The following is a 21,869-nucleotide window of genomic DNA, read 5'->3' as shown; positions in this document are numbered from 1 at the left end:
CCCGGAAGGACGAACCTTCCGGGGGCGCCGCCGTCGTGCCGAGCGGGACCGTCAGACGGCCGCGGCCTCCAGCGAGGCCTCGGCCGGCTTCTCGCCCTTGCCCGTCCCGCGCAGCGGCACCTCGCGCAGGAACAGCGCGGCGGCGATCGCGATCACGGCCACGCCGGCGCCCCACAGGAAGACGGTGTGCATGCCGTTGGACACCGCGTGGTGGTAGGCGTCCTGGATGTTCTCGGGCAGCTTGCGCAGCGCGGCCGGGCTCATCTGGCCCGGGTCCTTCACGCCGCCGCCCGCGCCGGCCTGGTCGCCGAGCTTCTCCTTCATGGTGTCGGTCACCCGGTTGTTGAACAGCGCGCCGAACAGCGCGACACCGAAGGAACCGCCGATGGTGCGGAACAGGGTGGCGGTGGAGCTGGCCACGCCCATGTCCTTGAGCTCGACGCTGTTCTGTGCGACGAGCATGGTGATCTGCATCAGGAAGCCCATGCCGGCGCCGAGCACGATCATCCAGCAGGCCGAGGTGAAGCTGCTGGTCCCGGTGCCCATGGTGGAGAGCAGGACCATGCCGCCGGTCATCACGACGGTGCCGATGATCGGGTAGATCCGGTACTTGCCGGTCTTGGTGACCGCCTGGCCGACCACGAGCGAGATCACCAGCATGCCGAACATCATCGGCATCAGCAGCAGGCCGGAGTTGGTCGCCGAGGCGCCCTGGACGATCTGCTGGTAGAGCGGCAGGAAGACGGTCGAGCCGAACATCACGAAGCCGACGACGAAGCCGATGATCGAGACCAGGGTGAAGTTCAGGTTCTTGAACAGGGTGAGCGGGAGCATCGGCTCCTCGACCCGCTGCTCCACGTAGCAGAAGGCGATCAGCGAGGCGGCGGCGAGCGCGGCCAGGCCGAGGATCTCCTTGGAGCCCCAGGCGTACTGCTGGCCGCCCCAGGTGGTGATCAGCACGAGCGAGGTGATGCCGACCGTGAGCAGGATCGCGCCCAGGTAGTCGATCTTGGCGGTGCTGCGGACCTTCGGCAGCTTCAGGGTGACGATGACGACGGCCAGCGCGACCACGCCGAGCGGCAGGTTGATGTAGAAGGTCCAGTGCCAGCTCAGGTGGTCGGTGATGAAGCCGCCGACCAGCGGGCCGCCGATGGTGGCGAGCGCCATCACCGCGGCGAACATGCCCTGGTACTTGCCGCGGTCGCGCGGCGGGACCAGCGCGCCCATGATCGACATGACGCCGACCATCAGACCGCCGGCGCCCAGGCCCTGTACGGCGCGGAAGCCGATCAGCTCGTTCATGTTCTGCGACAGGCCGGACAGCGCCGAGCCCACCAGGAAGATCACGATCGAGGTGAGGAAGGTGCCCTTGCGGCCGTACATGTCGCCGAGCTTGCCCCAGATCGGGGTCGAGGCGGCGGTCGCCAGGGTGTAGGCGGTGACCACCCAGGACAGGTGCTCGGCGCCGCCGAGGTCGCCGACGATGGTCGGCATCGCGGTGCCGACGATCAGGTTGTCGAGCATGGCCAGCAGCATGGTGACGACCAGGCCGACCATCACGAGGCGGATCTCGCGGGGTGACCGCGGCTGCTCCTCCTCGGCCGTCTTGTCCTCCGGTACCGGGCCGGCGGTCTTGGACTGTGACATGAGGTGGGGTCTCCCGGAGGGGTGGGTCGGACGGAGCGTCGGGCCGGTCGGCGGCTCACTTACTTGTCGCCCGGCTAGTTTATCGATCGTCGGCACGGTAAGTTGTTCACTAGCCGGTCGTCAAGCCAGTTTTCGAACCAGCCACCCGGGCAGGGAGAATGTTGTCCGGGGCGGACGCCACCGGGAGTCCGCAGCAGTCACCGACGCAGTCATGAGGCAGGCCATGGGCACTCCGCACAGCCCCCGCAGCGACACCCGGGCTCGCATCATCGAGGTGTCGCTGGAGCTCTTCTCCGAGCAGGGCTACGAGCAGACCTCACTGCGGGAGATCGCCGACCGCCTCGGTGTGACCAAGGCCGCGCTCTACTACCACTTCAAGACCAAGGACGACATCGTCCTCGGCATCGTCGAGCGGATGGCCGCGCCGATCGACGAGACCGTCGCGTGGGGCCGCACGCAGGCCTGGAGCCCGGCGATGCGCGACGAGCTGATCCGCCGCTTCGCGGACGGGATGGCCGAGCGGGCCCCGCTGCTGCGCTTCTTCCACGAGAACCAGCCCGCGCTGCGCGAGTCCCCGGCGGGCCTCGCCTTCCGGGACCGCATGATCACCATGATGCAGCTGGTGCACGGGCCGGACGCGGACTTCGCGGACCGGCTCCGGGCCGCGATGGCGCTGTTCACCGTCCACTCGGCGCTGTTCCTGCTGAAGCAGGACAACGCGGACTGCGGCCACGCCGAGAACGTCTGGGGCGAGCCGCTGGACACGGCGACCACCTTGCACGAGGCGATCGGGACGGCCCGGGATATCGCGCTGGAGATCGGCGGCAGGATCAGCCACCCGGCGGTGCCGGCCCCCGATTCGCCGAACGCCCCGGATTCGCCGAACCCGGCGGATTCGCCGAACGCCGCCCCGGCCGCCGCGCGTCCGTGAGGACCGGTCAGAAGTTCGTGACGCCGTGCCCCGCGAGGTACGCGATCGGGTTGACCACCGCGCCGTAGCGGTTGCTGGTGCGGATCTCGAAGTGCAGGTGCGGCCCGGTCGAGTTGCCGGTGCTCCCGGACAGCCCGATCCGCTGGCCGGCCGCGACCTGCTGGCCGGCCGAGACCGCGAGCGAGGACATGTGCGCGTACTGCGCGAAGTGCCCGTCCGCGAGCCGCAGGACGACCTCCTTGCCGTACGCGCCGTCCCAAGCGGCCGACACCACCGTCGCGTTGCCGACCGCCAGCAGCGGCGTGCCCGGGGAGACCGCGAAGTCCACCCCGGTGTGGTAGCCGGCCGCGTAGCTGCGGTTGGCCACCCCGTACGGGTTGCTGGTGGGCGCGTCCGGCACCGGCGCCGACCACTCGGGTGCGGGCGCCGGGGCCGGGGCGGGGGCGGGCTCGGGGGCGGGCGCCGGTGCGGCGGCGGGAGCGGGCTCGGCCGGGGCGGGCGGCTCCAGCGGCAGCAGGTTGTCCGCCACCGCCACCAACTGCTGGGCCGTGCCGCCGTCTTCGGGCAGCTTGTACGGGCTGGGCCCGGACACCTGGACCAGCCCGGCGTTGGGCACCTCCGCCCGCGGCGCGGTGAAGGCCGAGCTGCCCGGCGTGGTGGGCAGTACGGTCTGGGCCGAGGCGCTGCCGGGGGCGGCCACCAGCAGCACGCCGGCGAGCAGTGCCGCGGCGGCCCCGACCGAGGCCAGCGCGTGGTCGTGCTCCGCCCGCTGGCGGCTGCCCGGCAGGGTGGTGTGCCGGGGCGTGGCGAGCGTGCGCAGCGGTGCGACGTGGGTGCGGACGGCGTCGTCGAGCCGGGGCTGCCAGGCCGCGGTCAGGGCCGCCGTGCGGGCGGCGAGCCGCTGCAGGGCCGGCCCCACGGGCGGTACGTCGGCGGCGAGCGTGCGCAGGGGCTCGACACGGGTGCGGACGGCGTGGCCGAGCCGGCGCAGGGCCGGCCCCACGGGCGGTACGTCGGACATCGGTGGCCGTGCCTCACTGGTCGTTCGGGGGCAGCACGAAAGGCCCGTTCGGGGCGTGCTGAGCGGGGGACCACTCAGGTGTAACCGGCACCGGACGGACTCCCAAACGGTGTGACGTACGACGCCGGGTAGTCGATGTGACGCCGACCGTCCGGTCCGGCCAAGTGCCGATCATGGGATCCGATCGCCCACGCCCGCTCCCGGGCGCCCAGCCCTCCCGTTCGCCCCCACTACTACCGCCGGTCGTACCGGGTCGGGGGCCTGTGACCAGCACCACGCGTGGGTGGGGTTCGGCGGGCTCGGTCCGCATCGGTCCGCACCGCCGAGCGGCCCGGTCGACTGCGGGGCCATCGACGCACGGACGACGCCAGGAGCGAGGACCCCGACGCCGGTGACCGCCCGAGTGGGGCGGACCGCCGCTTCGCCGCCCTGCGCGGCTGCGAGCACCGCCGTCGCCCTCGGCCCGACCGCCGCCGGTGTCGAGGCGGCGGCCGCCGCCCGATGAGGCACACACCCCCGTCCGACGAGGCACACACCCCCGTCCGACGAGGCACACACCCCCGCCCGACGAGGCACCGCGCCTGACGCGGCGTCGGCCTTCGGCGGTGCGTCCGGCCCTGCACAAGCGTCCGGCCCGCCCCCGCGCGGTGCGGGGACGGGCCGGACGTGGAGTTGTCAGAGCTGCCTGGTCACAGGCTGATCGCTACGGGCTCGATCAGTTGTCGACCGGGCGGACCCGGATCCAGGTCTCCAGGTAGTTCGAGGACTCGTTCTCGACCTCGATGCTGGTGCCGGTCTTCGGCACGTCGACACCGGAGTACGGGTTGTCCTTGGACCACCACGACTTCAGGTCGCTGAACTCGTCGACGCCCTTCGCCTTCGGGACGACGGTCTCGACGCCGGCCTTGTGCAGGGTCAGCGCGGGGACGCGGCGCGAGCCGAAGGTGGAGTCGAAGCCCTGCACGCGCGGACGCATCAGGGTGCCGTCGCTCCACTTGATCGGGGTCGGGTGCGAGTCGACCGGCAGGACCAGGCCGTGGCCCGGGTGGGCGCTGACGTTGTTGTCGGTCTGGGAGGTGTCCCAGTACCAGATCAGCAGACCGGGCTGGTACGCGTAGTGCTCGACCCAGCCCGGCTTGTCGGCGAAGCCGAAGTTGTACGGGCCGGTCTTCAGCGTCGCGTCGAACGACACGTACTGCTTGTTCTCCGCGATGTAGTACTGCGCGTAGTCCTTGGTGTACGAGCCGGCGAAGCGGGCGAAGCCGGTGGCGGCCCAGCCGTTGTCACCGTTCTCCACGTCGTCGCTGAACAGGGTGGCGCCGTCGGCGACCACCGCGATGTTGTCCAGCGCCAGGCCGCGGTAGTGCAGGCCGCCGTCGGTGGTGTTGTGGTACCGGAACTGGATCTTCTGGCCGGCGTACGCGTCCAGGTTGAACGACAGGTCGCCCCAGGTGGCGGCCAGGCCGTTCACGGCCGGACGGTTGTTCTCGCGCGGGAGCGCGGTGCCGTTCCAGGTGCCGTCCACGACGGTCCAGGTCTTGCCACCGTCGGTGGAGACCTCGCCGAAGGCGTAGTCGAAGTCCGGCTCCAGCTCGTACCAGGCCTTGGCGTTGATGCTGGCCTTGGTCTTGCCGGTCAGGTCGATGTCACGGGTGAGCGTGACGTTCAGGTTGTCGGCGCTGCCGCTCCACCACTCGTTGCCGCCCGCGAAGGGCTTGTTGATCTCGGTGGTGATGCTCTTCTTCGGCAGGTCGACGAGGAGCGCCTGCGGCAGGTCGGTGTTGTACTCCACCGGGCCGATGTGGTGCGTCGACTCGGTGCCGGCCTTGGCATGGTCGACCTTCAGCCAGCCGAGCTGGTACTTGCTCCAGGCGTCGAGGTCGTTCGGCATGTCGCCGATGCTGTTCTTGCCCTCACCGAGCCAGGAACCGGAGGACATCAGCGACCAGAAGCCGACCGAGTTGTCGATGCCCTTGCCGGCGGTGTCGTAGAGGTCCGGCAGACCGAGGTCGTGGCCGTACTCGTGGGCGAAGACGCCGAGGCCGCCGTTCTCCGGCTGCATCGTGTAGTCGCCGATCCAGAGACCGGAGTTGCCGACCTGGACGCCGCCGAGCTTGTTGCCCTCGGGGCCGGCCGAGCCGGTCAGGTTGCCGTAGACGTACGAGCGGTGCGCCCACAGGGCCTTGCTGCCCTGCTTGCCGCCACCGGCCGACTTGTCCTCGCCGGCGTGCACGATCTGGAAGTGGTCGATGTACCCGTCGGGCTGGTTGAAGTTCCCGTCGTGGTGCGAACCGTAACGGTCCCACTGGTCGTACTGGGCCAGCGTCGCCTTGACCTGGGCGTCGGTCTGACCCTTGGCCAGCTGGTCCTTGTACCAGATGTCCACGGCGTCGCGGATCAGGTCCTGCGCGCTGGCGCAGACGTTGGAGCCGCAGTAGTCCGAGCCGTACCGGGCCTCGTTCCACGGCACCCGGACCCAGTCCGAGACCACGCCGTCGACCGAGTAGCGGCCCGAGGACTGCTTCTCGTAGAAGGTCTTCAGCGAGGGCTTGTCCTTGGAGAAGTACAGGTCCTGGTAGTGCTGCTGGTTGTAGTCGGCCTGCCACGCGGTCGAGTTGTTGGTGGCCGGGTCCGGCTGCGCGATCTCGTTGTGCTTCGGGCCGGCCTCGCCGCCGTACTTGACCTTGCCGTCAGGCGTCTTGGTGGTGTTGTCCACCTGGTCGCCGAAGTCGACCAGGATGGTGAAGATCTTGTCCGTGCGCTCGCGGGCGAGCTCCACGTACTTGTCCTTGCCGAGCTTCACACTGGTGCTGCCGTTGTGCTGCTCGACCTGGGCGGTGCCGTTGAGCAGCTTCTCGGTGGCGGCCTTCTGCTCGGCCTCCACCTTCGCGGTCAGCGGGCCCGGGATGTTGTGCTCGGTGTTCTGGACGGCCTCGGCCGGGTCCTTCGGCACGGGGGCCGAGCCGGCCGCGACGGCGGTGGACGGGAACAGGCCCGCGCCGAGCGTGACTATGACCGCTGCGGCGGTGGCAGCCGCAGCGGTTCTCCTGGTGTTCTTCAACGTTGTGACGTCCTCCCCGACCGGGGCCAGCTCTTGGCCAAAGCCCGGCAAACCAAAATGAAAGACAGGTGGACGTCATTTGATACAAGCGTGCACAAAAAAGATAGACCTTGACCATGACATGGCCACGGCGCTATGCTCCGCGACTTCCCATCAGCTGACCATCTGTCAACCGTATGTTGATTAAACCTGCCTGAGAAATCGGCCGCACCCGTACCAACCAGGGCGGAGGCCGTCCGTCCCGTCCCGCCGCGGCACCGGGCGCGGAGGGGCGGAACGCACCGAGCCCCCGGCGCGGACGCCGGGGGCTCGGTTGCTGTGAAGTTGTCTGTTAAAAGTTGGCTACTTCGTCAGGTCCGGGCCGGACGAGGCGACCGCGGCCGGGGTGTCCGCGACGGCCGACTTCTCCTCGCCGCGGAACGTGAACTTGGCGCTCTTGCCCTCGCCGTCGACGTCGACGACGACGATGTGGCCGGCCCGCAGCTCACCGAAGAGGATCTTCTCGGAGAGGTGGTCCTCGATCTCGCGCTGGATGGTGCGGCGCAGCGGACGGGCACCCAGGATCGGGTCGTAGCCGCGCTTGGCCAGCAGCTTCTTGGCCTCGACGCTGAGCTCCAGGCCCATGTCCTTGTCCTTGAGCCGCTCGTCCACCTTGGCGATCATGAGGTCGACGATCTGGATGATGTCTTCCTCGGACAGCTGGTGGAACACCACGATGTCGTCGACTCGGTTCAGGAACTCGGGGCGGAAGTGCTGCTTGAGCTCCTCGCCGACCTTCGCCTTCATCCGCTCGTACCCGGTCTGGGTGTCACCCGTGGCCGCGAAGCCCAGGTTGAAGCCCTTGGAGATGTCCCGGGTGCCGAGGTTGGTCGTCATGATGATGACGGTGTTCTTGAAGTCGACCACGCGGCCCTGGGAGTCGGTCAGGCGACCGTCCTCCAGGATCTGCAGCAGCGAGTTGAAGATGTCCGGGTGGGCCTTCTCGACCTCGTCGAAGAGGACGACCGAGAACGGCTTGCGGCGGACCTTCTCGGTCAGCTGGCCGCCCTCCTCGTAGCCCACGTAGCCGGGCGGGGAGCCGAACAGCCGGGAGACGGTGTGCTTCTCGGAGAACTCGGACATGTCGAGCGCGATCAGCGCGTCCTCGTCGCCGAAGAGGAACTCCGCCAGCGTCTTGGACAGCTCGGTCTTACCGACACCGGACGGGCCGGCGAAGATGAACGAACCGCCGGGGCGCTTCGGGTCCTTGAGGCCCGCACGGGTGCGTCGGATGGCCTGGGAGAGCGCCTTGATGGCGTCCTTCTGGCCGATGACGCGCTTGTGCAGCTCGTCCTCCATGCGCAGGAGGCGCGAGGTCTCCTCCTCGGTCAGCTTGAAGACCGGGATGCCGGTGGCGGTGGCCAGGACCTCGGCGATGAGCTCCTCGTTGACCTCCGCGACGACGTCCATGTCGCCGGCCTTCCACTCCTTCTCGCGCTTGGCCTTGGCCTGCAGGAGCTGCTTCTCGTCGTCGCGCAGCGACGCGGCCTTCTCGAAGTCCTGCGCGTCGATCGCGCTCTCCTTCTCGCGGCGCACGTCGGCGATCTTCTCGTCGAACTCGCGCAGGTCCGGCGGCGCGGTCATCCGGCGGATGCGCATGCGCGAGCCCGCCTCGTCGATCAGGTCGATCGCCTTGTCCGGCAGGAAGCGGTCCGAGATGTACCGGTCGGCCAGGGTGGCGGCGGCGACCAGGGCGGCGTCCGTGATGGAGACCCGGTGGTGGGCCTCGTAGCGGTCGCGCAGACCCTTGAGGATCTCGATGGTGTGCGGCAGCGAGGGCTCCGCGACCTGGATCGGCTGGAAGCGGCGCTCCAGCGCGGCGTCCTTCTCCAGGTGCTTGCGGTACTCGTCCAGGGTGGTGGCACCGATGGTCTGCAGCTCGCCGCGGGCCAGCATCGGCTTGAGGATGCTGGCGGCGTCGATGGCGCCCTCGGCGGCGCCCGCGCCGACCAGGGTGTGCAGCTCGTCGATGAACAGGATGATGTCGCCGCGGGTGCGGATCTCCTTGAGGACCTTCTTCAGGCGCTCCTCGAAGTCACCGCGGTAGCGCGAGCCGGCCACCAGGGCGCCCAGGTCCAGCGTGTAGAGCTGCTTGTCCTTGAGCGTCTCCGGGACCTCGCCCTTGACGATCGCCTGCGCCAGGCCCTCGACCACGGCGGTCTTGCCGACGCCGGGCTCACCGATCAGCACCGGGTTGTTCTTGGTGCGGCGGGACAGCACCTGCATGACCCGCTCGATCTCCTTCTCGCGCCCGATGACCGGGTCGAGCTTGGCCTCGCGGGCGGCCTGGGTGAGGTTGCGGCCGAACTGGTCCAGGACCAGCGAGGTCGACGGGGTGCCCTCGGCGGGCCCGCCGGCCGTGGCCGACTCCTTGCCGCCGCTGGTCTGGTAACCGGAGAGCAGCTGGATGACCTGCTGGCGCACCCGGTTGAGGTCGGCACCCAGCTTGACCAGGACCTGGGCGGCGACGCCCTCGCCCTCGCGGATCAGGCCGAGCAGGATGTGCTCGGTGCCGATGTAGTTGTGGCCGAGCTGAAGGGCCTCGCGGAGCGACAGCTCCAGGACCTTCTTCGCCCGGGGGGTGAAGGGAATGTGACCGGACGGGGCCTGCTGGCCCTGGCCGATGATCTCCTCGACCTGCTGGCGAACGGCCTCAAGAGAAATCCCGAGGCTCTCCAGGGCCTTGGCGGCGACGCCCTCGCCCTCGTGGATCAGACCCAGGAGGATGTGCTCGGTGCCGATGTAGTTGTGGTTGAGCATCCGGGCTTCTTCCTGAGCCAGGACGACAACCCGCCGCGCGCGGTCGGTGAACCTCTCGAACATCGTTTATCGCTCCTCAGAGCGGTCGGGCAGTTCGGGGTCCGTCCCCGCCCTGTCCTTCCGCATGCTAGTCCCGCTCAGCGGCGCGGCCCACGGATTCACTCCCCGGTAGAGGAGCGAGATGCTGCGCGACCAGCCGACACCAATCCCAACCTGATGCTGGGAATCGGTGTTCCCACTGGTGGGCCGGATGCACCGGAATCCGCTACGCCATCGGCGAACAAGCGCCGCCGGGGCGCGGTCGGACCCTCTCCGGCCGGTCGCGCATACTGCCCCTGGACGGGTGCAGAACCCGTCCACCTGCATTCATACCCGGTATCGGGGCGCTTCTCGCGCAGTTTCCGCGGTGGCGGTGTTCGCCTGGCGAGAAGTCGGGCCGCGGTGACGGTGGTTCAACGGCGGCCGGGGTGGTCGGTACGCCGTCCCGGGGTGTCCGCGTTACCGCTTCGCCCCTACAGCGTTGCACAGCTCGTGATTGTTCCGCCGCCCGAGCACCCGTCCCGGACGTCCCCCGGTGCCGCCGGTGCCGCGGCCGTGCCGGCACGCGCCGCGGGGCGCGGAGGAGAGTCCTCCGCGCCCCGCGCGTGTGTCGTCGGTGCCGTGCGCGACAGCCGGGGCCCCGCACCCGCTCCGGCGTGCCGGCGGCGCCGGGATCAGGACGCGTTGGCCTTGTCGTAGGCCTCGCGGACCGTGCTCGGCACGCGGCCGCGGTCGTTGACCTCCATGCCCTGCTCCTTGGCCCACGCGCGGACCTTCGCGGTGTCCGGAGCGCTGCCGGAGGGGCGCTGGGCCGAGGTGCGGCCCGGCCGGCGGGCGCCGGCGAGCCGGCCGCTCTGCTTGCGGCCCTTCTCCACGTACGGCGCCAGCAGCCCGCGGAGCTTGTCCGCGTTGGCGCTCTTCAGGTCGATCTCGTAGGCAACGCCGTCGAGCGCGAACGTCACCGTCTCGTCCGCCGAACCACCGTCGAGATCGTCTTCAAGAATGACCTGCACCCTCTGTGCCACGGGCTTCCCTTTCCGCTAAACGACCCATTGCCTAAGGAAAGGAAAGCGCCTTTCTCCGGAAAACACAAACCCTTGACCCGCGCGGAGCCCGCTCAGAGGTGCAGCAGCATGCGCGAGTTGCCCAGTGTGTTGGGCTTCACCCGCTCCAGGTCAAGGAACTCGGCGACGCCTTCATCGTACGAGCGGAGAAGTTCTTCATAGACGTCCGTAGCGATCGCCGCCGGGTCTGTCGTACCATCATCGGTTTCCTGGAGCTCCCCGATCTCGACGAAACCGTGTTTCGCGAAGAAGGGGACCTCGAACGTCAGGCAGAAAATCCGACGGACGCCGAGCCAGCGCGCGGTCTGCACCAGCTTCTCCAGCAGCAGGTGGCCGATCCCGAAGCCCTGGCAGACCGGGTCCACCGCGAGCGTCCTGACCTCGGCGAGGTCCTCCCACATCACGTGCAGGGCGCCGCAGGCCACCACCGCGCCGGTGTCGTCCCGTTCCGCGACCCAGAACTCCTGGACGGATTCGAACAGTGTGACAGTGGGCTTGTCCAGCAGAATGCCGTCGCGCGAGTAGGCGTCGATGAGCCTGCGTACTGCCCGCACGTCCGTGGTCCGTGCGCGGCGGATGGTGACCTCCATGGCGGGACGTTATCGCGTCGAGCCCGTCGCGGTCCCACCGGTATCCGGTCCGTCGGTATCCGGTTCGCCGGTATCCGGGCCGTCCGCGGCGGCGGAATCCGCGCCCGCCGGATCGGGCGGGAACAGGGCGGCGACCCGCAACGCGTCCCGGAGTGCCTCGCGCTGCTCGGGCGACATCAGCCCGAAGAAGTGCACCAGGGCCGCCGCCGGATTGTCACTGGTGGCCCAGGCGTCGTTCATCAGGGCCGCCGTGTACGCCTCGCGCGAGGAGACCGGTTCATATCGATAGGCCCGGCCGGCCCGCTCGCGGCGCAGCCAGCCCTTTCTGTGGAGCTTGTCCAGGACGGTCATCACCGTGGTGTACGCGATTTCGCGTTCCGCCTGCAGATCCAGGAGAACCTCGCGAACCGTCACCGGCCGGTTCCACTGCCACACCCGGGTCATGATGGCGTTCTCAAGTTCGCCGAGTTGCCGGACCATAGTGCGGCCAGGATAGGGAGTGAATGGGGCAAATCTTGTGAAGTGCGCCAAACCGGCGCGCCGCCACCCCCGGGAATCGGGAATGGCGGCGCACCGGTCGTCCGGGGCGGCTGACGGCGTCAGTCGTGGGCCCGCTCGCGGGTCGCCCGGGGCCCGGGGGTCGTTCCGGGCCCCCGGGACGATCAGTCGAAGTCTTCCTTGGCCTTCTGGTTCCCGCCCTGGCTGCGGAAGATGGCCCGCACCAGGAACCCGAAACCGATCGCCATGACCAGCGGCGGCACGATCGCGCTGACGTAGTCCATCAGGTCACTCCTCCTCGGTCTTCTCCGCCGCCACGGCGGCGGCCTTCGGCTCCGGCTTGACCAGCGGGAAGAGCACGGTCTCCCGGATGTTCTTGCCGGTCAGCAGCATGATCAGGCGGTCCACGCCGAGGCCGAGGCCACCGGTCGGGGGCATCGCGTACTCCAGGGCGCGCAGGAAGTCCTCGTCCACCTGCATCGCCTCGACGTCGCCGCCGGCCGCCAGCAGGGACTGGGCGGTGAGGCGGGCGCGCTGCTCGACCGGGTCGACCAGCTCCGAGTAGGCGGTGCCGATCTCGGTGCCGAAGATCACCAGGTCCCACTTCTCGGCCACGCCCGGCACCGAGCGGTGCTGGCGGGTGAGCGGGGAGACCTCGGTCGGGTAGTCCTTGATGAAGGTCGGCCGGACGGCGTTCTCCTCCAGCAGGCGCTCGACCATCTCCAGCACGATCTGACCGTGGCCCCAGTCCTTCTCGAACGGGATGCCGTGCGCGGCGGCCAGCTTGCGCAGTTCCTCGACGGTGGTCTCCGGGGTGACCTCGGTGCCCAGGTGCGCGGAGACGCCCGGGTAGACGCTGACCTCCTCCCAGGGCTCGGCCAGGTCGATCTCGTGCTCCACGCCGTGCGCGTCCACGCCCTTGATCACCGTGGTGCCCAGCGCGTCCCGGGCCGCGTTGACGATCGTCTCGCGGATCAGCTCGGCCTGGGTGTCGTAGTCGCCGTAGGCCTCGTACGACTCCAGCGAGGTGAACTCCGGGTTGTGGGTGGAGTCGGCGCCCTCGTTGCGGAAGTTGCGGTTGATCTCGAAGACCTTCTCGGCGCCGCCGACCACCAGCCGCTTGAGGTACAGCTCGGGGGCGATGCGCATGTACAGGTCGATGTCGTACGCGTTGATGTGCGTCTTGAACGGACGCGCGTTGGCGCCGCCGTGCACCGGCTGCAGCATCGGGGTCTCGACCTCGATGTAGCCGCGGTCCTCGTAGGTGCGGCGGATCGAGCGGACCACGCGGCTGCGCAGGTGCAGGATCTCGCGGGCCTCGGGGTTGACGATCAGGTCCACGTAGCGCTGGCGGACCCGGGCCTCCGGGTCGGTCAGGCCCTTGTGCTTGTCCGGCAGCGGGCGCAGGCACTTGGCGGTGAGCTCCCAGCGGTCCACCATCACGGACAGCTCGCCGCGCTTGGAGGTGATCACCTCGCCCTCGACGCCGACCTGGTCGCCGAGGTCGATGTCGGACTTCCAGGCCGCCAGCCGCTCCGGGCCCAGCTTGTCCAGGGAGAACATCACCTGCAGGTCGCCGGTGCCGTCCCGCAGGGTGGCGAAGCACAGCTTGCCGCCGGTGCGGGAGAGGATCACCCGGCCGGTGATGCCGGCCCGCTCGCCGGTCGCGGTGTCCGGCTCCAGGTCCGGGTGCTTGGCACGCAGGTCCGCGATGGTGCTGGTGCGGGGGAATCCGACCGGGTACGGGTCGACGCCGGCCGCCCGGAGCCGGTCCAGCTTCTCGCGCCGGACGCGCATCTGCTCGGGAAGGTCGTCGGTCGCGGGAACAAGGCTCTGATCGCTCACCCCACAAGGGTAGCCAGCCACACACGGTGCTCCGCGCCGGGATTGGCCGTGAGGGCGGAAACGGCGGTCCGGGCCGGAACGGCCGGAAGGGGGAGACCGGGTCGGCGGTCTCCCCCTTCCGGGCGGGCGGGGCGGCTCAGCCGGTCCCGGTGGCGAGCTCGATCTCCTCGGGGGCCTCGTCGGCGGGCGGGGCGGGCTGCGCCGGGGGCTTGGGGCGGCGCCCGAACAGCTCGGCCGGGGTGGGCATCCGGTGCGGGCGGGGCGGGGTCTTGGCGGCGGCGGGCTCGGCGGGCTGCTCCGGGCGGGAGTCGGTGCTGCTCATGGTGGTCCGTCCTCCTACAGGGGTGGGGTGACTGCTGGGGGGTGCGGCGGGGCTGGGTACGGCCACCAGGTGGCGGGGCTGGCCGGTGGCGAGGGCGAGGCGTTCGCGGACGGCGGCCTCGGCCAGCGCGTGGCAGCGCCCGGCCAGCCGCGAGCGGCGCGACCGTTCGCCGTGGCCGCAGGGCTGACGGGTCAGCCCGCGCAGTGCGGTGAGGTCCTCGGGCCCGGGCAGGTAGCCGTCCGACACCGCCTCCTCCAGCCGTTCCAGGTAGCCGGGCGCGCTGCCGGGCAGGGCGGAGCGGTAGCGGCCGAGGTCGGCGAGCAGGAAGGCGCGCAGTCGGCCGCCCTCCTGGACGGCCTCGTCGATCGCCTCGGTCAGACGCAGTGCGTCCTGGACGTCCTCCGCCCACAGCTCGGCGCCCGGTCCGGCGAAGGCCGGCCGGTCGGGCCCCTGGAAGTGGACGGGAACGGCGGGGTGCAGGGCTTGGGCGAGGGCTCGGCGCAGCACGCGGACTTCGTCGGCGCTGAAGGCCATGCCGCCGCGCGATCCGTGTGGCGTAGGCATGGGTTGACACTACGTGAGGAATATCCGATTTGTCGGTAACGTCGCGTGGAATTCCGCACGGTCGGGCCCGCCGGGAAAACCGTGCGCGGCACCTGTAACGCCACCCGGTGCACACCTGGTCATCCAAGTGGCGGGGGATGACGGGGGAGCACGGGGACGGGAGGCGGACCGGATGGAACCGGACGGACGGCGGCGCGGGACCGGCGGGGGGACGAGGAGTTCCGGGCCTTCGCCGTCGCCCGGGCCCGCCCGCTCTACCGGTCCGCCTGCCTGCTCACCGGCGGGGACACCCACCTCGCCGAGGACCTGGTGCAGGAGGCGCTCGGACGGGTCTACACCCAGTGGCACCGCACCGCCTGGTTCGCCTCCAGGCCCCGGATCGACAACCCGGCCGGGTACGCGCACACCGTGCTGGTGCGGGCCTTCCTCTCGCACCGCGGCCGCCGCTCCAGCGACGAGCGCCCGATCGGGAGCGTTCCGGACGGGCCCGGCCCGCCGGACGACCCGGAACTGCGGCTGACCCTGGTGGACGCGCTCGGCCGGCTCGCCCCGCAGGGCCGGGCGGTGCTGGTCCTGCGCTACTGGGAGGACCGCAGCGTCGAGGAGACCGCGGCGGTCCTGCAGAGCACCCCGCGCGCCGTCCGGACCCGGTCCCTGCGCGCCCCCGGACGACTCCGGAACCGGACGCGCGGCCGGGAACCGTCAGCGTCGCCGTGCCACCGGTCCTGCCGTCCGGACTGCCGGTCCCCGGGGAGCCCGCCCGCTGAGCGCCGCTCAGCTCGGGCGGTTGCGCTCGAAGACCAGGCGCAGGCCGATGAGGGTGAGCCAGGGCTCGTGGACGTCGATGGTGGTGGCCTCGCCGAGGACCAGCGGGGCCAGGCCGCCGGTGGCGATCACCTGGACGTCGTCCGGGTCCTTGGCGAGTTCGCGGGCCATCCGCTCGACCAGGCCGTCGACCTGGCCGGCGAAGCCGTAGAGGATGCCGGACTGCATGCCTTCGACGGTGTTCTTGCCGATCACGTTGCGCGGGCGGGCCAGCTCGATCTTGCGCAGCTGGGCGCCGCGGACGCCGAGGGCCTCGACGGAGATCTCGATCCCGGGGGCGATCGCGCCGCCGACGTAGTCGCCGCGCGCGTTGACGGCGTCGAAGGTGGTCGCGGTGCCGAAGTCGACCACGATGCACGGGCCGCCGTACAGGTGGTTGGCGGCCAGCGCGTTGACGATCCGGTCGGCGCCGACCTCCTTGGGGTTGTCCATCAGGACGTGCACCCCGGTCTTCACGCCGGGCTCCACGATCACCGCGGGGACGTCGCCGTAGTAGCGGCGGGTCACCTCGCGGAGCTCGTGGAGCACGGCGGGAACGGACGAGCAGATCGCCAGGCCCTCCACCGTGGCCTCCCGGACCGCGGCGTGGTTGCCCATCAACCCCTGCAGCAGTACGGCCAGTTCATCGGCCGTGCGGCGCGGATCGGTGGAGATCCGCCAGTGTTCCACCACTTCCTCGCCGTCGAACAGGCCGAGTGTGGTCTGGGTGTTGCCGACGTCGATGGTGAGGAGCACGGGGACGCTTTCTGCGAGTCGGGACAGGACTGCTCTCGACCTGACGGTCAGGCGCGCAGGTCCAGGCCGATGTCCAGGATCGGGGAGGAGTGCGTGAGCGCGCCCACGGCCAGGTAGTCGACACCAGTCTGGGCGACCTCGCGCGCGCCGGCCAGGGTCAGGCCGCCGGAAGCCTCCAGCTTCGCCCGGCCGGCCACCAGGGCGACGGCCTCCTTCAGCTGCCCGACGGTGAAGTTGTCCAGCAGGATCAGGTCCGCACCGGCCTCCAGGACCGGCTCGATCTGCGCCAGCTCGTCGACCTCGACCTCGACCGGAAGCTCCGGGTACGCGGCCCGGACGGCCCGGAAGGCCTCGGCCACGCCGCCGGCCGCGACCACGTGGTTGTCCTTCACCAGGGCGGCGTCGGACAGCGCCATCCGGTGGTTGGCGCCGCCGCCGCAGCGCACCGCGAACTTCTCCAGCGCGCGCAGGCCCGGGGTGGTCTTGCGGGTGTCCCGGACGACCGCGCCGGTGCCCTCCAGGGCGTCCGCCCAGGCGCGGGTCGCGGTGGCGATGCCGGACAGGTGGCAGAGCAGGTTGAGCGCGCTGCGCTCGGCGGTCAGCAGGTCGCGGGTGCGGGAGCGGACCGAGAGCAGCACCTGGCCGGCCTCCACCGCGTCGCCGTCCTCGACGTGCCGCTCGACCTCGAACTCCTCCTCGCAGACCAGCGAGAGGACCGCCTCGGCGACCCGCAGGCCGGCCACCACGCCCGCCTGGCGGGCGGTGAAGTCGGCGGTGGCGACGGCGTCGGCGGGCACGGTGGCGACCGAGGTGACGTCCTCGCCGCCGGCCAGGTCCTCGGCCAGCGCCAGGGTCGCGATGTCCTCGACCTCGACCGGGTCCAGCCCGGCCTGCTCCAGCAGCTCGGCCAGCTGCGGGTCCAGACCGGTCTCGTAGCCCTCGCCGTCCCCGCAGGCGCAGCCGTCGCCGCAGCCGCCCAGGTCGGCCAGGGGGAGTTCCTCGTGGGAGTGGGTCATGGTTCTACTGCTCCTCGGGGGTGCTGACGGGGTCGCCGGAGGCGGCGAGGGTGGTGATCAGGTGGCGTCGCCAGTGGGCGTCGTCGCGCTCGGGGAAGTCCTCGCGCCAGTGGCAGCCGCGGGTCTCCTCGCGCTGCGCGGCGGCCGCGACCAGCGCGGTGGCGACCAGCAGCAGGTTGGCGGCCTCCCAGGTCTCCACCCGGGGGTCGGCCGGCTTCTCCTCGGCCACGTGGAAGTGGGCCTGCTCGGCGAGGAGGGCGAGCCCGGCGGCGGTGTCGGCCATCGACGCGGCGGAGCGCAGGATGCCCGCGCCGCGCGACATCAGCCGCTGGATCTCGGCGCGCGCCTCGGACGGCGGCAGCGGGACGGGCCGCGCGGCGCGCACGCCGGCGACGTCGACCGCGCGCTCGGGCAGGTCGCCGGACCGGTGGCGGTCGGCCAGGTCGGCGGCGATCCGCTCGGCGAAGACCAGGCCCTCCAGCAGCGAGTTGGACGCCAGCCGGTTGGCGCCGTGCACGCCGGTGCAGGCGACCTCGCCGCACGCGTACAGGCCGGGGACGGTGGTGCGGCCGTGCCGGTCGGTGCGGATGCCGCCGGAGGCGAAGTGCGCGGCCGGAGCGATCGGGATCGGCTCGGTGACCGGGTCGATGCCGTTGGCGCGGCAGAAGGCGAGGATGGTCGGGAAGCGCTGCTCCCACATCTCGGGGCCGAAGTGCCGCCCGTCCAGGAACATGTGCTCGGCGCCCTGCTCCTGCATGCGCCGGGTGATCGCCTTGGCGACGATGTCGCGCGGGGCCAGTTCGGCCAGCTCGTGCTGCCCGACCATGAAGCGGACGCCGTCCGCGTCGACCAGGTGGGCGCCCTCGCCGCGGACCGCTTCGGAGACCAGCGGCTGCTGGCCCTCGGCCTCCGGGCCGAGCCAGAGCACGGTGGGGTGGAACTGGACGAACTCCAGGTCGGTGACGGCGGCGCCGGCCCGCAGCGCCAGGGCCACGCCGTCGCCGGTGGAGACCGCCGGGTTGGTGGTGGCGGAGAACACCTGGCCCATGCCGCCGGTGGCGAGCACCACCGCGCGGGCCCGGACGGCGCCGACGCCGTCGCGCTGGCCCTCGCCCATCACGTGCAGGGTCAGCCCGGCGGCGTGGCCGTCGGCGTCGGTCAGCAGGTCGAGGACGAGCGCGTGCTCGATCAGCTCGATGTCCGGGTCGGTGCGGACGGCGGCGACCAGGGCGCGCGATATCTCGGCGCCGGTCGCGTCCCCGCCCGCGTGGACGATCCGGCGGCGGTGGTGGCCGCCTTCGCGGGTCAGCAGGATCGCGCCGTCCTCGCCCCGGTCGAACAGGGCGCCGGTGGCGATCAGCCGGCGGACGGCGTCCGGGCCCTCGGTGACCAGGGTGCGGACGGCCTCCTCGTCGCAGACGCCGGCGCCGGCCACCAGGGTGTCGTCCAGGTGCTGCTCGGGAGTGTCCCCCTCGCCCAGGGCGGCGGCGACGCCGCCCTGGGCCCAGCGGGTCGAGCCCTCGTCCAGCATCGCCTTGGTGACCACCATGGCCCGCAGGCCGGCCTTGCGGACGTTGAGGGCGACGGTGAGACCGGCCACCCCGGAGCCGACCACGACCACGTCGGTGGTGGCGGTCCAACCGGGGGCCGGGGCGGTGAGGCGATGGGTAACGGACATGACTCAGTGGCTCCTTCAGCGTGTGGCCGTGGTGGCCGCGCCGTCCTCGTCACGGTACGCGCCCCCGGCCCGGCGGCCGGGAGGTGCCCCCACGTCACCGCGCAGCAGCCCGCTGCCCTCCGGTGCCTCGGCGGGGTCGCCGCCGAAGCCGGTGATCCGGTTCCGCTCGTCCACGAAGACGACCTTCGGCTCGTAGCCCTTGGCCTCGGCCGTGTCCATCTGCCCGTAGGCGATGAGGATGACCAGGTCGCCGGGGTGGACCAGACGGGCGGCGGCGCCGTTGATGCCGATCACGCCGGTGCCGCGCGGCCCGGCGATGGTGTAGGTCTCCAGCCGGGCGCCGTTGTTGATGTCGACGATGTGGACCAGCTCACCGGGGAGCAGGTCGGCGGCGTCGAGCAGGTCCTCGTCCACCGTGACCGAGCCGACGTAGTGCAGGTCGGCCTGGGTCACGGTGGCCCGGTGGATCTTGGACTTGAGCATGGTGCGGAGCAAGGGGGTCACGCCTCCTGTGAGTGCATGCCTGGGGCTGAGCTACCGAGTGTCAGCGGGTTTTCAGCGGACGATGATGCGGACGTTGTCGATCAGGCGGGTCGAGCCCACCTTCGCGGCGACGGCCAGCACCGCCTCGCCCTGGAAGTCGTCCGCCGCTTCGGAGAAGTCGTGCGGGTCGATCAGGGCGAGGTAGTCGAGGGTGACGCCCTCGGCGCCGTCCAGGACGGCCGAGGCGGCATCGCGGGCGGCCTTCGGGCCCTGCGCGGCGGCGTCCCGGCCGGCGAACAGGGCCTTGGACAGGGCCAGGGCGCGGGTGCGCTCCTCCTCCGAGAGGTAGCGGTTGCGCGAGGACAGCGCCAGGCCGTCCTCCGCGCGGGCGGTCGGCACGCCGACGATCTCGACGTCGAAGTCCAGGTCGGCGACCATCCGCTGGATGACCGCCAGCTGCTGGGCGTCCTTCTCGCCGAAGAAGGCGAAGTCCGGGTCGGTGATGTGCAGCAGCTTGGCGACCACGGTCAGCACGCCGTCGAAGTGGCCGGGGCGGGTGGCGCCCTCGAAGCGCTCGCCCATCGGTCCGGCCACCAGGCGCACCTGCGGCTCGCCGTTGGGGTAGACCTCCTCGACGGACGGCGCGAAGACCACGTCGGCGCCGTTCTCCTCGGCCAGCTTCACGTCGTCGTCGAGGCTGCGGGGGTAGCGCTCCAGGTCCTCGCCCGCGCCGAACTGCAGCGGGTTGACGAAGACGGTCACCGCGACCCGGCCGTCCCGGCCGACCTGCTTGCGGGCGGCCCGGATCAGCGCGGCGTGGCCCTCGTGCAGCGCGCCCATGGTCATCACGACGGCGTTGTCCACGGGCTGCTCGTCCGGCCAGAAGGCGGCCTCGAAGTCGTCCACGGTGCGGGTGACGACGGCCCGGTGGACCTTCGGCGTCCGCTGGGGCTTGTTCGGCTGCTTGCCGCGTGCCATCAGGGCGTCTCCTCGTTCAGTACGTCCAGCAGCGCCGCCGCTGTCGTTTCGTCGATCGTTCCGTTGGCGAGCGCCCGCTGCGCGGTGGCGCGGGCCATCGCGCGGTACGCCGCCGGGATGTCGGGGGACACCGTACTGAGCTGCGCCAGGTGGCGCCGAACGGTGCCCGCGTCGCCCCGGGCGACCGGGCCGGTGAGGGCCGCGTCGCCGGAGCGCAGACTGTTGTCCAGGGCGGCGCCCAGCAGCGGGCCGAGCATCCGGCCGGGCTCGGCGACGCCGGCCGTGCGCAGCAGCTCCATCGCCTGGGCGACCAGGGTGACCAGGTGGTTCGCGCCGTGCGCGAGGGCGGTGTGGTAGCGCGGGCGGACCTCCTCGGGCACCCACTCGGGCTCGCCGCCCATCTCCACCACGAGCGCCTCGGCGACCGGCCGCAGCTCGTCGGGCGCGGTCACCCCGAACGGGCAGCCGGCCAGCCGGTCCAGGTCGACCGAGGTGCCGGTGAAGGTCATCGCCGGGTGCAGGGCCAGTGGCAGTGCCCCGGCCCGGGTGGCGGGCTCCAGGACGGCGACGCCGTGCGCGCCGGAGGTGTGCACGACCAGCTGGCCGGGGCGGACGGCGCCGGTGGCGGCCAGTCCGGCCACCAGGTCGGCCAGCGCGTCGTCCGGGACGGTCAGCAGGACCAGGTCGGCGGCGGCCAGCACCTGCGGCGGGGTGACGATCCGCACGCCCGGCAGCAGCGCCTCGGCGCGCCGGCGGGAGGTGGCGGACACCCCGGAGGCGGCGACCACGGTGTGCCCGGCGAGCTGCAGCGCGGCGCCCAGCGCCGGGCCGACCCGGCCGGTGCCGACCACGCCGACGGCGAGCCGGGCCGGACGGTTGCCCGGATCGCCCGGATCACCGAAGGCGGCGCCGCCGAGACCGTCGGCGAACGGAGCGAACTCGCCGGAGTCGGCGAAGTCGGACGGATCCACGCATCCACCCTTGTCCTGTGTGGCCGTTCCGGTCCGCTCGTCGGGTACCGGACGTACGGGCCCAGTCTACGGTCGGCGCCCGGACGCCGAACCGGCTCAGTCCGTGGCCCCGGCCCGGATCAGCCCGGCCTCGTACGCCAGCACCACGGCCTGGACCCGGTCGCGCAGGCCGAGCTTGGCCAGGATCCGGCCGACGTGGGTCTTCACGGTCGCCTCGGAGAGCACCAGCCGGGCCGCGATCTCGCCGTTCGACAGGCCCTGGGCGACCAGCAGGAACACCTCGCGCTCGCGCTCGGTCAGCGGGCCGAGGACGTCCGAGCCGGGCGCGCTCTGCGGGGTGGGCAGCACCTCGGCGAAGCGGTCGATCATCCGGCGGGTGGTGGTCGGGGCGACCACCGCGTCACCGCCGTGCACCGCCCGGATCGCGGCCACCAGCTCGGTCGGCGGGACGTCCTTCAGCAGGAAGCCGCTGGCGCCGGCCTTGAGCGCGGCGAAGGCGTACTCGTCGAGGTCGAAGGTGGTGAGGATCAGCACGTGCGGGGCGTCCGGCAGCGGACTGCCGTCCTCGGCCAGGCAGATCCGGCGGGTCGCCTGCACGCCGTCCAGGCGCGGCATCCGGACGTCCATCAGGATCACGTCCACCGCGGTGTGCCGCAGCTGCTCCAGGGCCTGCGCGCCGTCGCCGGCCTCGGCGGCGATCTCGATGTCGCCCTGCGACTGCAGGATCATCCGGAACCCGGTGCGCAGCAGTTCCTGGTCGTCGACGAGCATCACGCGGATGGTCAAGGTGGCTCCTAGGGGG

17 protein-coding genes and 1 pseudogene are annotated in these 21,869 nt (G+C 71.5%); 2 read left to right on the top strand and 16 right to left on the bottom strand.

Annotated elements, in window-relative coordinates:
- Positions 1–51: 51 nt before the first annotated feature.
- Positions 52–1,647 carry an MDR family MFS transporter gene (locus tag ACFV04_RS18305; RefSeq protein WP_380340769.1) on the bottom strand — a complete coding sequence of 532 codons (1,596 nt, stop codon included), beginning with the start codon at positions 1,645–1,647 and terminating at the stop codon, positions 52–54.
- A gap of 223 nt (positions 1,648–1,870) precedes the next feature.
- Here ACFV04_RS18305 and ACFV04_RS18300 point away from each other — a divergent pair, with 223 nt between their 5' ends.
- Positions 1,871–2,578, top strand: coding sequence for a TetR/AcrR family transcriptional regulator (locus ACFV04_RS18300; protein WP_380530066.1), 708 nt, complete (start codon positions 1,871–1,873; stop codon positions 2,576–2,578).
- Positions 2,579–2,585: 7 nt separating this feature from the next.
- Here the strand turns inward: ACFV04_RS18300 and ACFV04_RS18295 are convergent, their stop codons facing one another.
- The 8 genes from ACFV04_RS18295 to ACFV04_RS18260 all read right to left on the bottom strand — a co-directional run bounded on the left by ACFV04_RS18295 (position 2,586) and on the right by ACFV04_RS18260 (position 14,381).
- On the bottom strand, positions 2,586–3,599 hold the full coding sequence (locus tag ACFV04_RS18295; RefSeq protein WP_380530063.1) for a M23 family metallopeptidase: 1,014 nt from the start codon (positions 3,597–3,599) through the stop codon (positions 2,586–2,588).
- A 715-nt stretch (positions 3,600–4,314) separates the two neighbouring features.
- Positions 4,315–6,660, bottom strand: coding sequence for an immune inhibitor A domain-containing protein (locus tag ACFV04_RS18290; protein WP_380340778.1), 2,346 nt, complete (start codon positions 6,658–6,660; stop codon positions 4,315–4,317).
- A gap of 342 nt (positions 6,661–7,002) precedes the next feature.
- Entirely contained in the window at positions 7,003–9,522 is a 2,520-nt protein-coding gene (locus ACFV04_RS18285; RefSeq protein WP_360252810.1) for an ATP-dependent Clp protease ATP-binding subunit, read from the bottom strand.
- Between the two features lie 650 nt (positions 9,523–10,172).
- On the bottom strand, positions 10,173–10,523 hold the full coding sequence (locus ACFV04_RS18280) for an Lsr2 family protein (RefSeq protein WP_360252813.1): 351 nt from the start codon (positions 10,521–10,523) through the stop codon (positions 10,173–10,175).
- Between the two features lie 92 nt (positions 10,524–10,615).
- Entirely contained in the window at positions 10,616–11,152 is a 537-nt protein-coding gene (locus ACFV04_RS18275) for an amino-acid N-acetyltransferase (protein ID WP_360252816.1), read from the bottom strand.
- 9 nt (positions 11,153–11,161) lie between these two features.
- Positions 11,162–11,632, bottom strand: a complete 471-nt coding sequence (locus ACFV04_RS18270; protein WP_380340783.1) for a BlaI/MecI/CopY family transcriptional regulator — start codon at positions 11,630–11,632, stop codon at positions 11,162–11,164.
- A gap of 306 nt (positions 11,633–11,938) precedes the next feature.
- Positions 11,939–13,495, bottom strand: a complete 1,557-nt coding sequence (gene lysX / locus ACFV04_RS18265) for a bifunctional lysylphosphatidylglycerol synthetase/lysine--tRNA ligase LysX (protein ID WP_360252822.1) — start codon at positions 13,493–13,495, stop codon at positions 11,939–11,941.
- Positions 13,496–13,631: 136 nt separating this feature from the next.
- On the bottom strand, positions 13,632–14,381 hold the full coding sequence (locus ACFV04_RS18260) for a hypothetical protein (RefSeq protein ID WP_360252825.1): 750 nt from the start codon (positions 14,379–14,381) through the stop codon (positions 13,632–13,634).
- A gap of 213 nt (positions 14,382–14,594) precedes the next feature.
- Between ACFV04_RS18260 and ACFV04_RS18255 the strand changes: the two are divergent.
- Positions 14,595–15,074 (top strand): annotated as a pseudogene (locus tag ACFV04_RS18255) (sigma-70 family RNA polymerase sigma factor); the annotation flags it as partial.
- A gap of 81 nt (positions 15,075–15,155) precedes the next feature.
- Here the strand turns inward: ACFV04_RS18255 and ACFV04_RS18250 are convergent.
- The 7 genes from ACFV04_RS18250 to ACFV04_RS18220 form a co-directional block, all read right to left on the bottom strand.
- Entirely contained in the window at positions 15,156–15,941 is a 786-nt protein-coding gene (locus tag ACFV04_RS18250; protein WP_380340788.1) for a type III pantothenate kinase, read from the bottom strand.
- A 47-nt stretch (positions 15,942–15,988) separates the two neighbouring features.
- Positions 15,989–16,957: a carboxylating nicotinate-nucleotide diphosphorylase gene (gene nadC / locus ACFV04_RS18245; protein ID WP_380340791.1), complete on the bottom strand. Its 969-nt coding sequence runs from the start codon at positions 16,955–16,957 to the stop codon at positions 15,989–15,991.
- A gap of 4 nt (positions 16,958–16,961) precedes the next feature.
- On the bottom strand, positions 16,962–18,635 hold the full coding sequence (locus ACFV04_RS18240; RefSeq protein WP_380340794.1) for an L-aspartate oxidase: 1,674 nt from the start codon (positions 18,633–18,635) through the stop codon (positions 16,962–16,964).
- Positions 18,636–18,650: 15 nt separating this feature from the next.
- Complete coding sequence (gene panD / locus ACFV04_RS18235; RefSeq protein ID WP_360252843.1) at positions 18,651–19,130, bottom strand: aspartate 1-decarboxylase; 480 nt, start codon at positions 19,128–19,130, stop codon at positions 18,651–18,653.
- Between the two features lie 60 nt (positions 19,131–19,190).
- On the bottom strand, positions 19,191–20,096 hold the full coding sequence (panC, locus tag ACFV04_RS18230; RefSeq protein WP_380340797.1) for a pantoate--beta-alanine ligase: 906 nt from the start codon (positions 20,094–20,096) through the stop codon (positions 19,191–19,193).
- A complete protein-coding gene (locus ACFV04_RS18225) occupies positions 20,096–20,947 on the bottom strand; it encodes a Rossmann-like and DUF2520 domain-containing protein (protein WP_380340914.1) in 852 nt (283 codons plus the stop codon). The genes panC and ACFV04_RS18225 overlap by 1 nt, the downstream gene beginning before the upstream one ends.
- Positions 20,948–21,163: 216 nt before the next feature.
- Complete coding sequence (locus ACFV04_RS18220; RefSeq protein WP_360252852.1) at positions 21,164–21,853, bottom strand: response regulator transcription factor; 690 nt, start codon at positions 21,851–21,853, stop codon at positions 21,164–21,166.
- Positions 21,854–21,869: the final 16 nt, after the last annotated feature.

The sequence above is a fragment of the Kitasatospora sp. NPDC059599 genome (assembly GCF_042735125.1).
Taxonomy (GTDB): Bacteria; Actinomycetota; Actinomycetes; order Streptomycetales; family Streptomycetaceae; genus Kitasatospora.
Note: the sequence above shows the minus strand (reverse complement) of the source record. Positions and strands in the feature narration are given on the sequence as shown.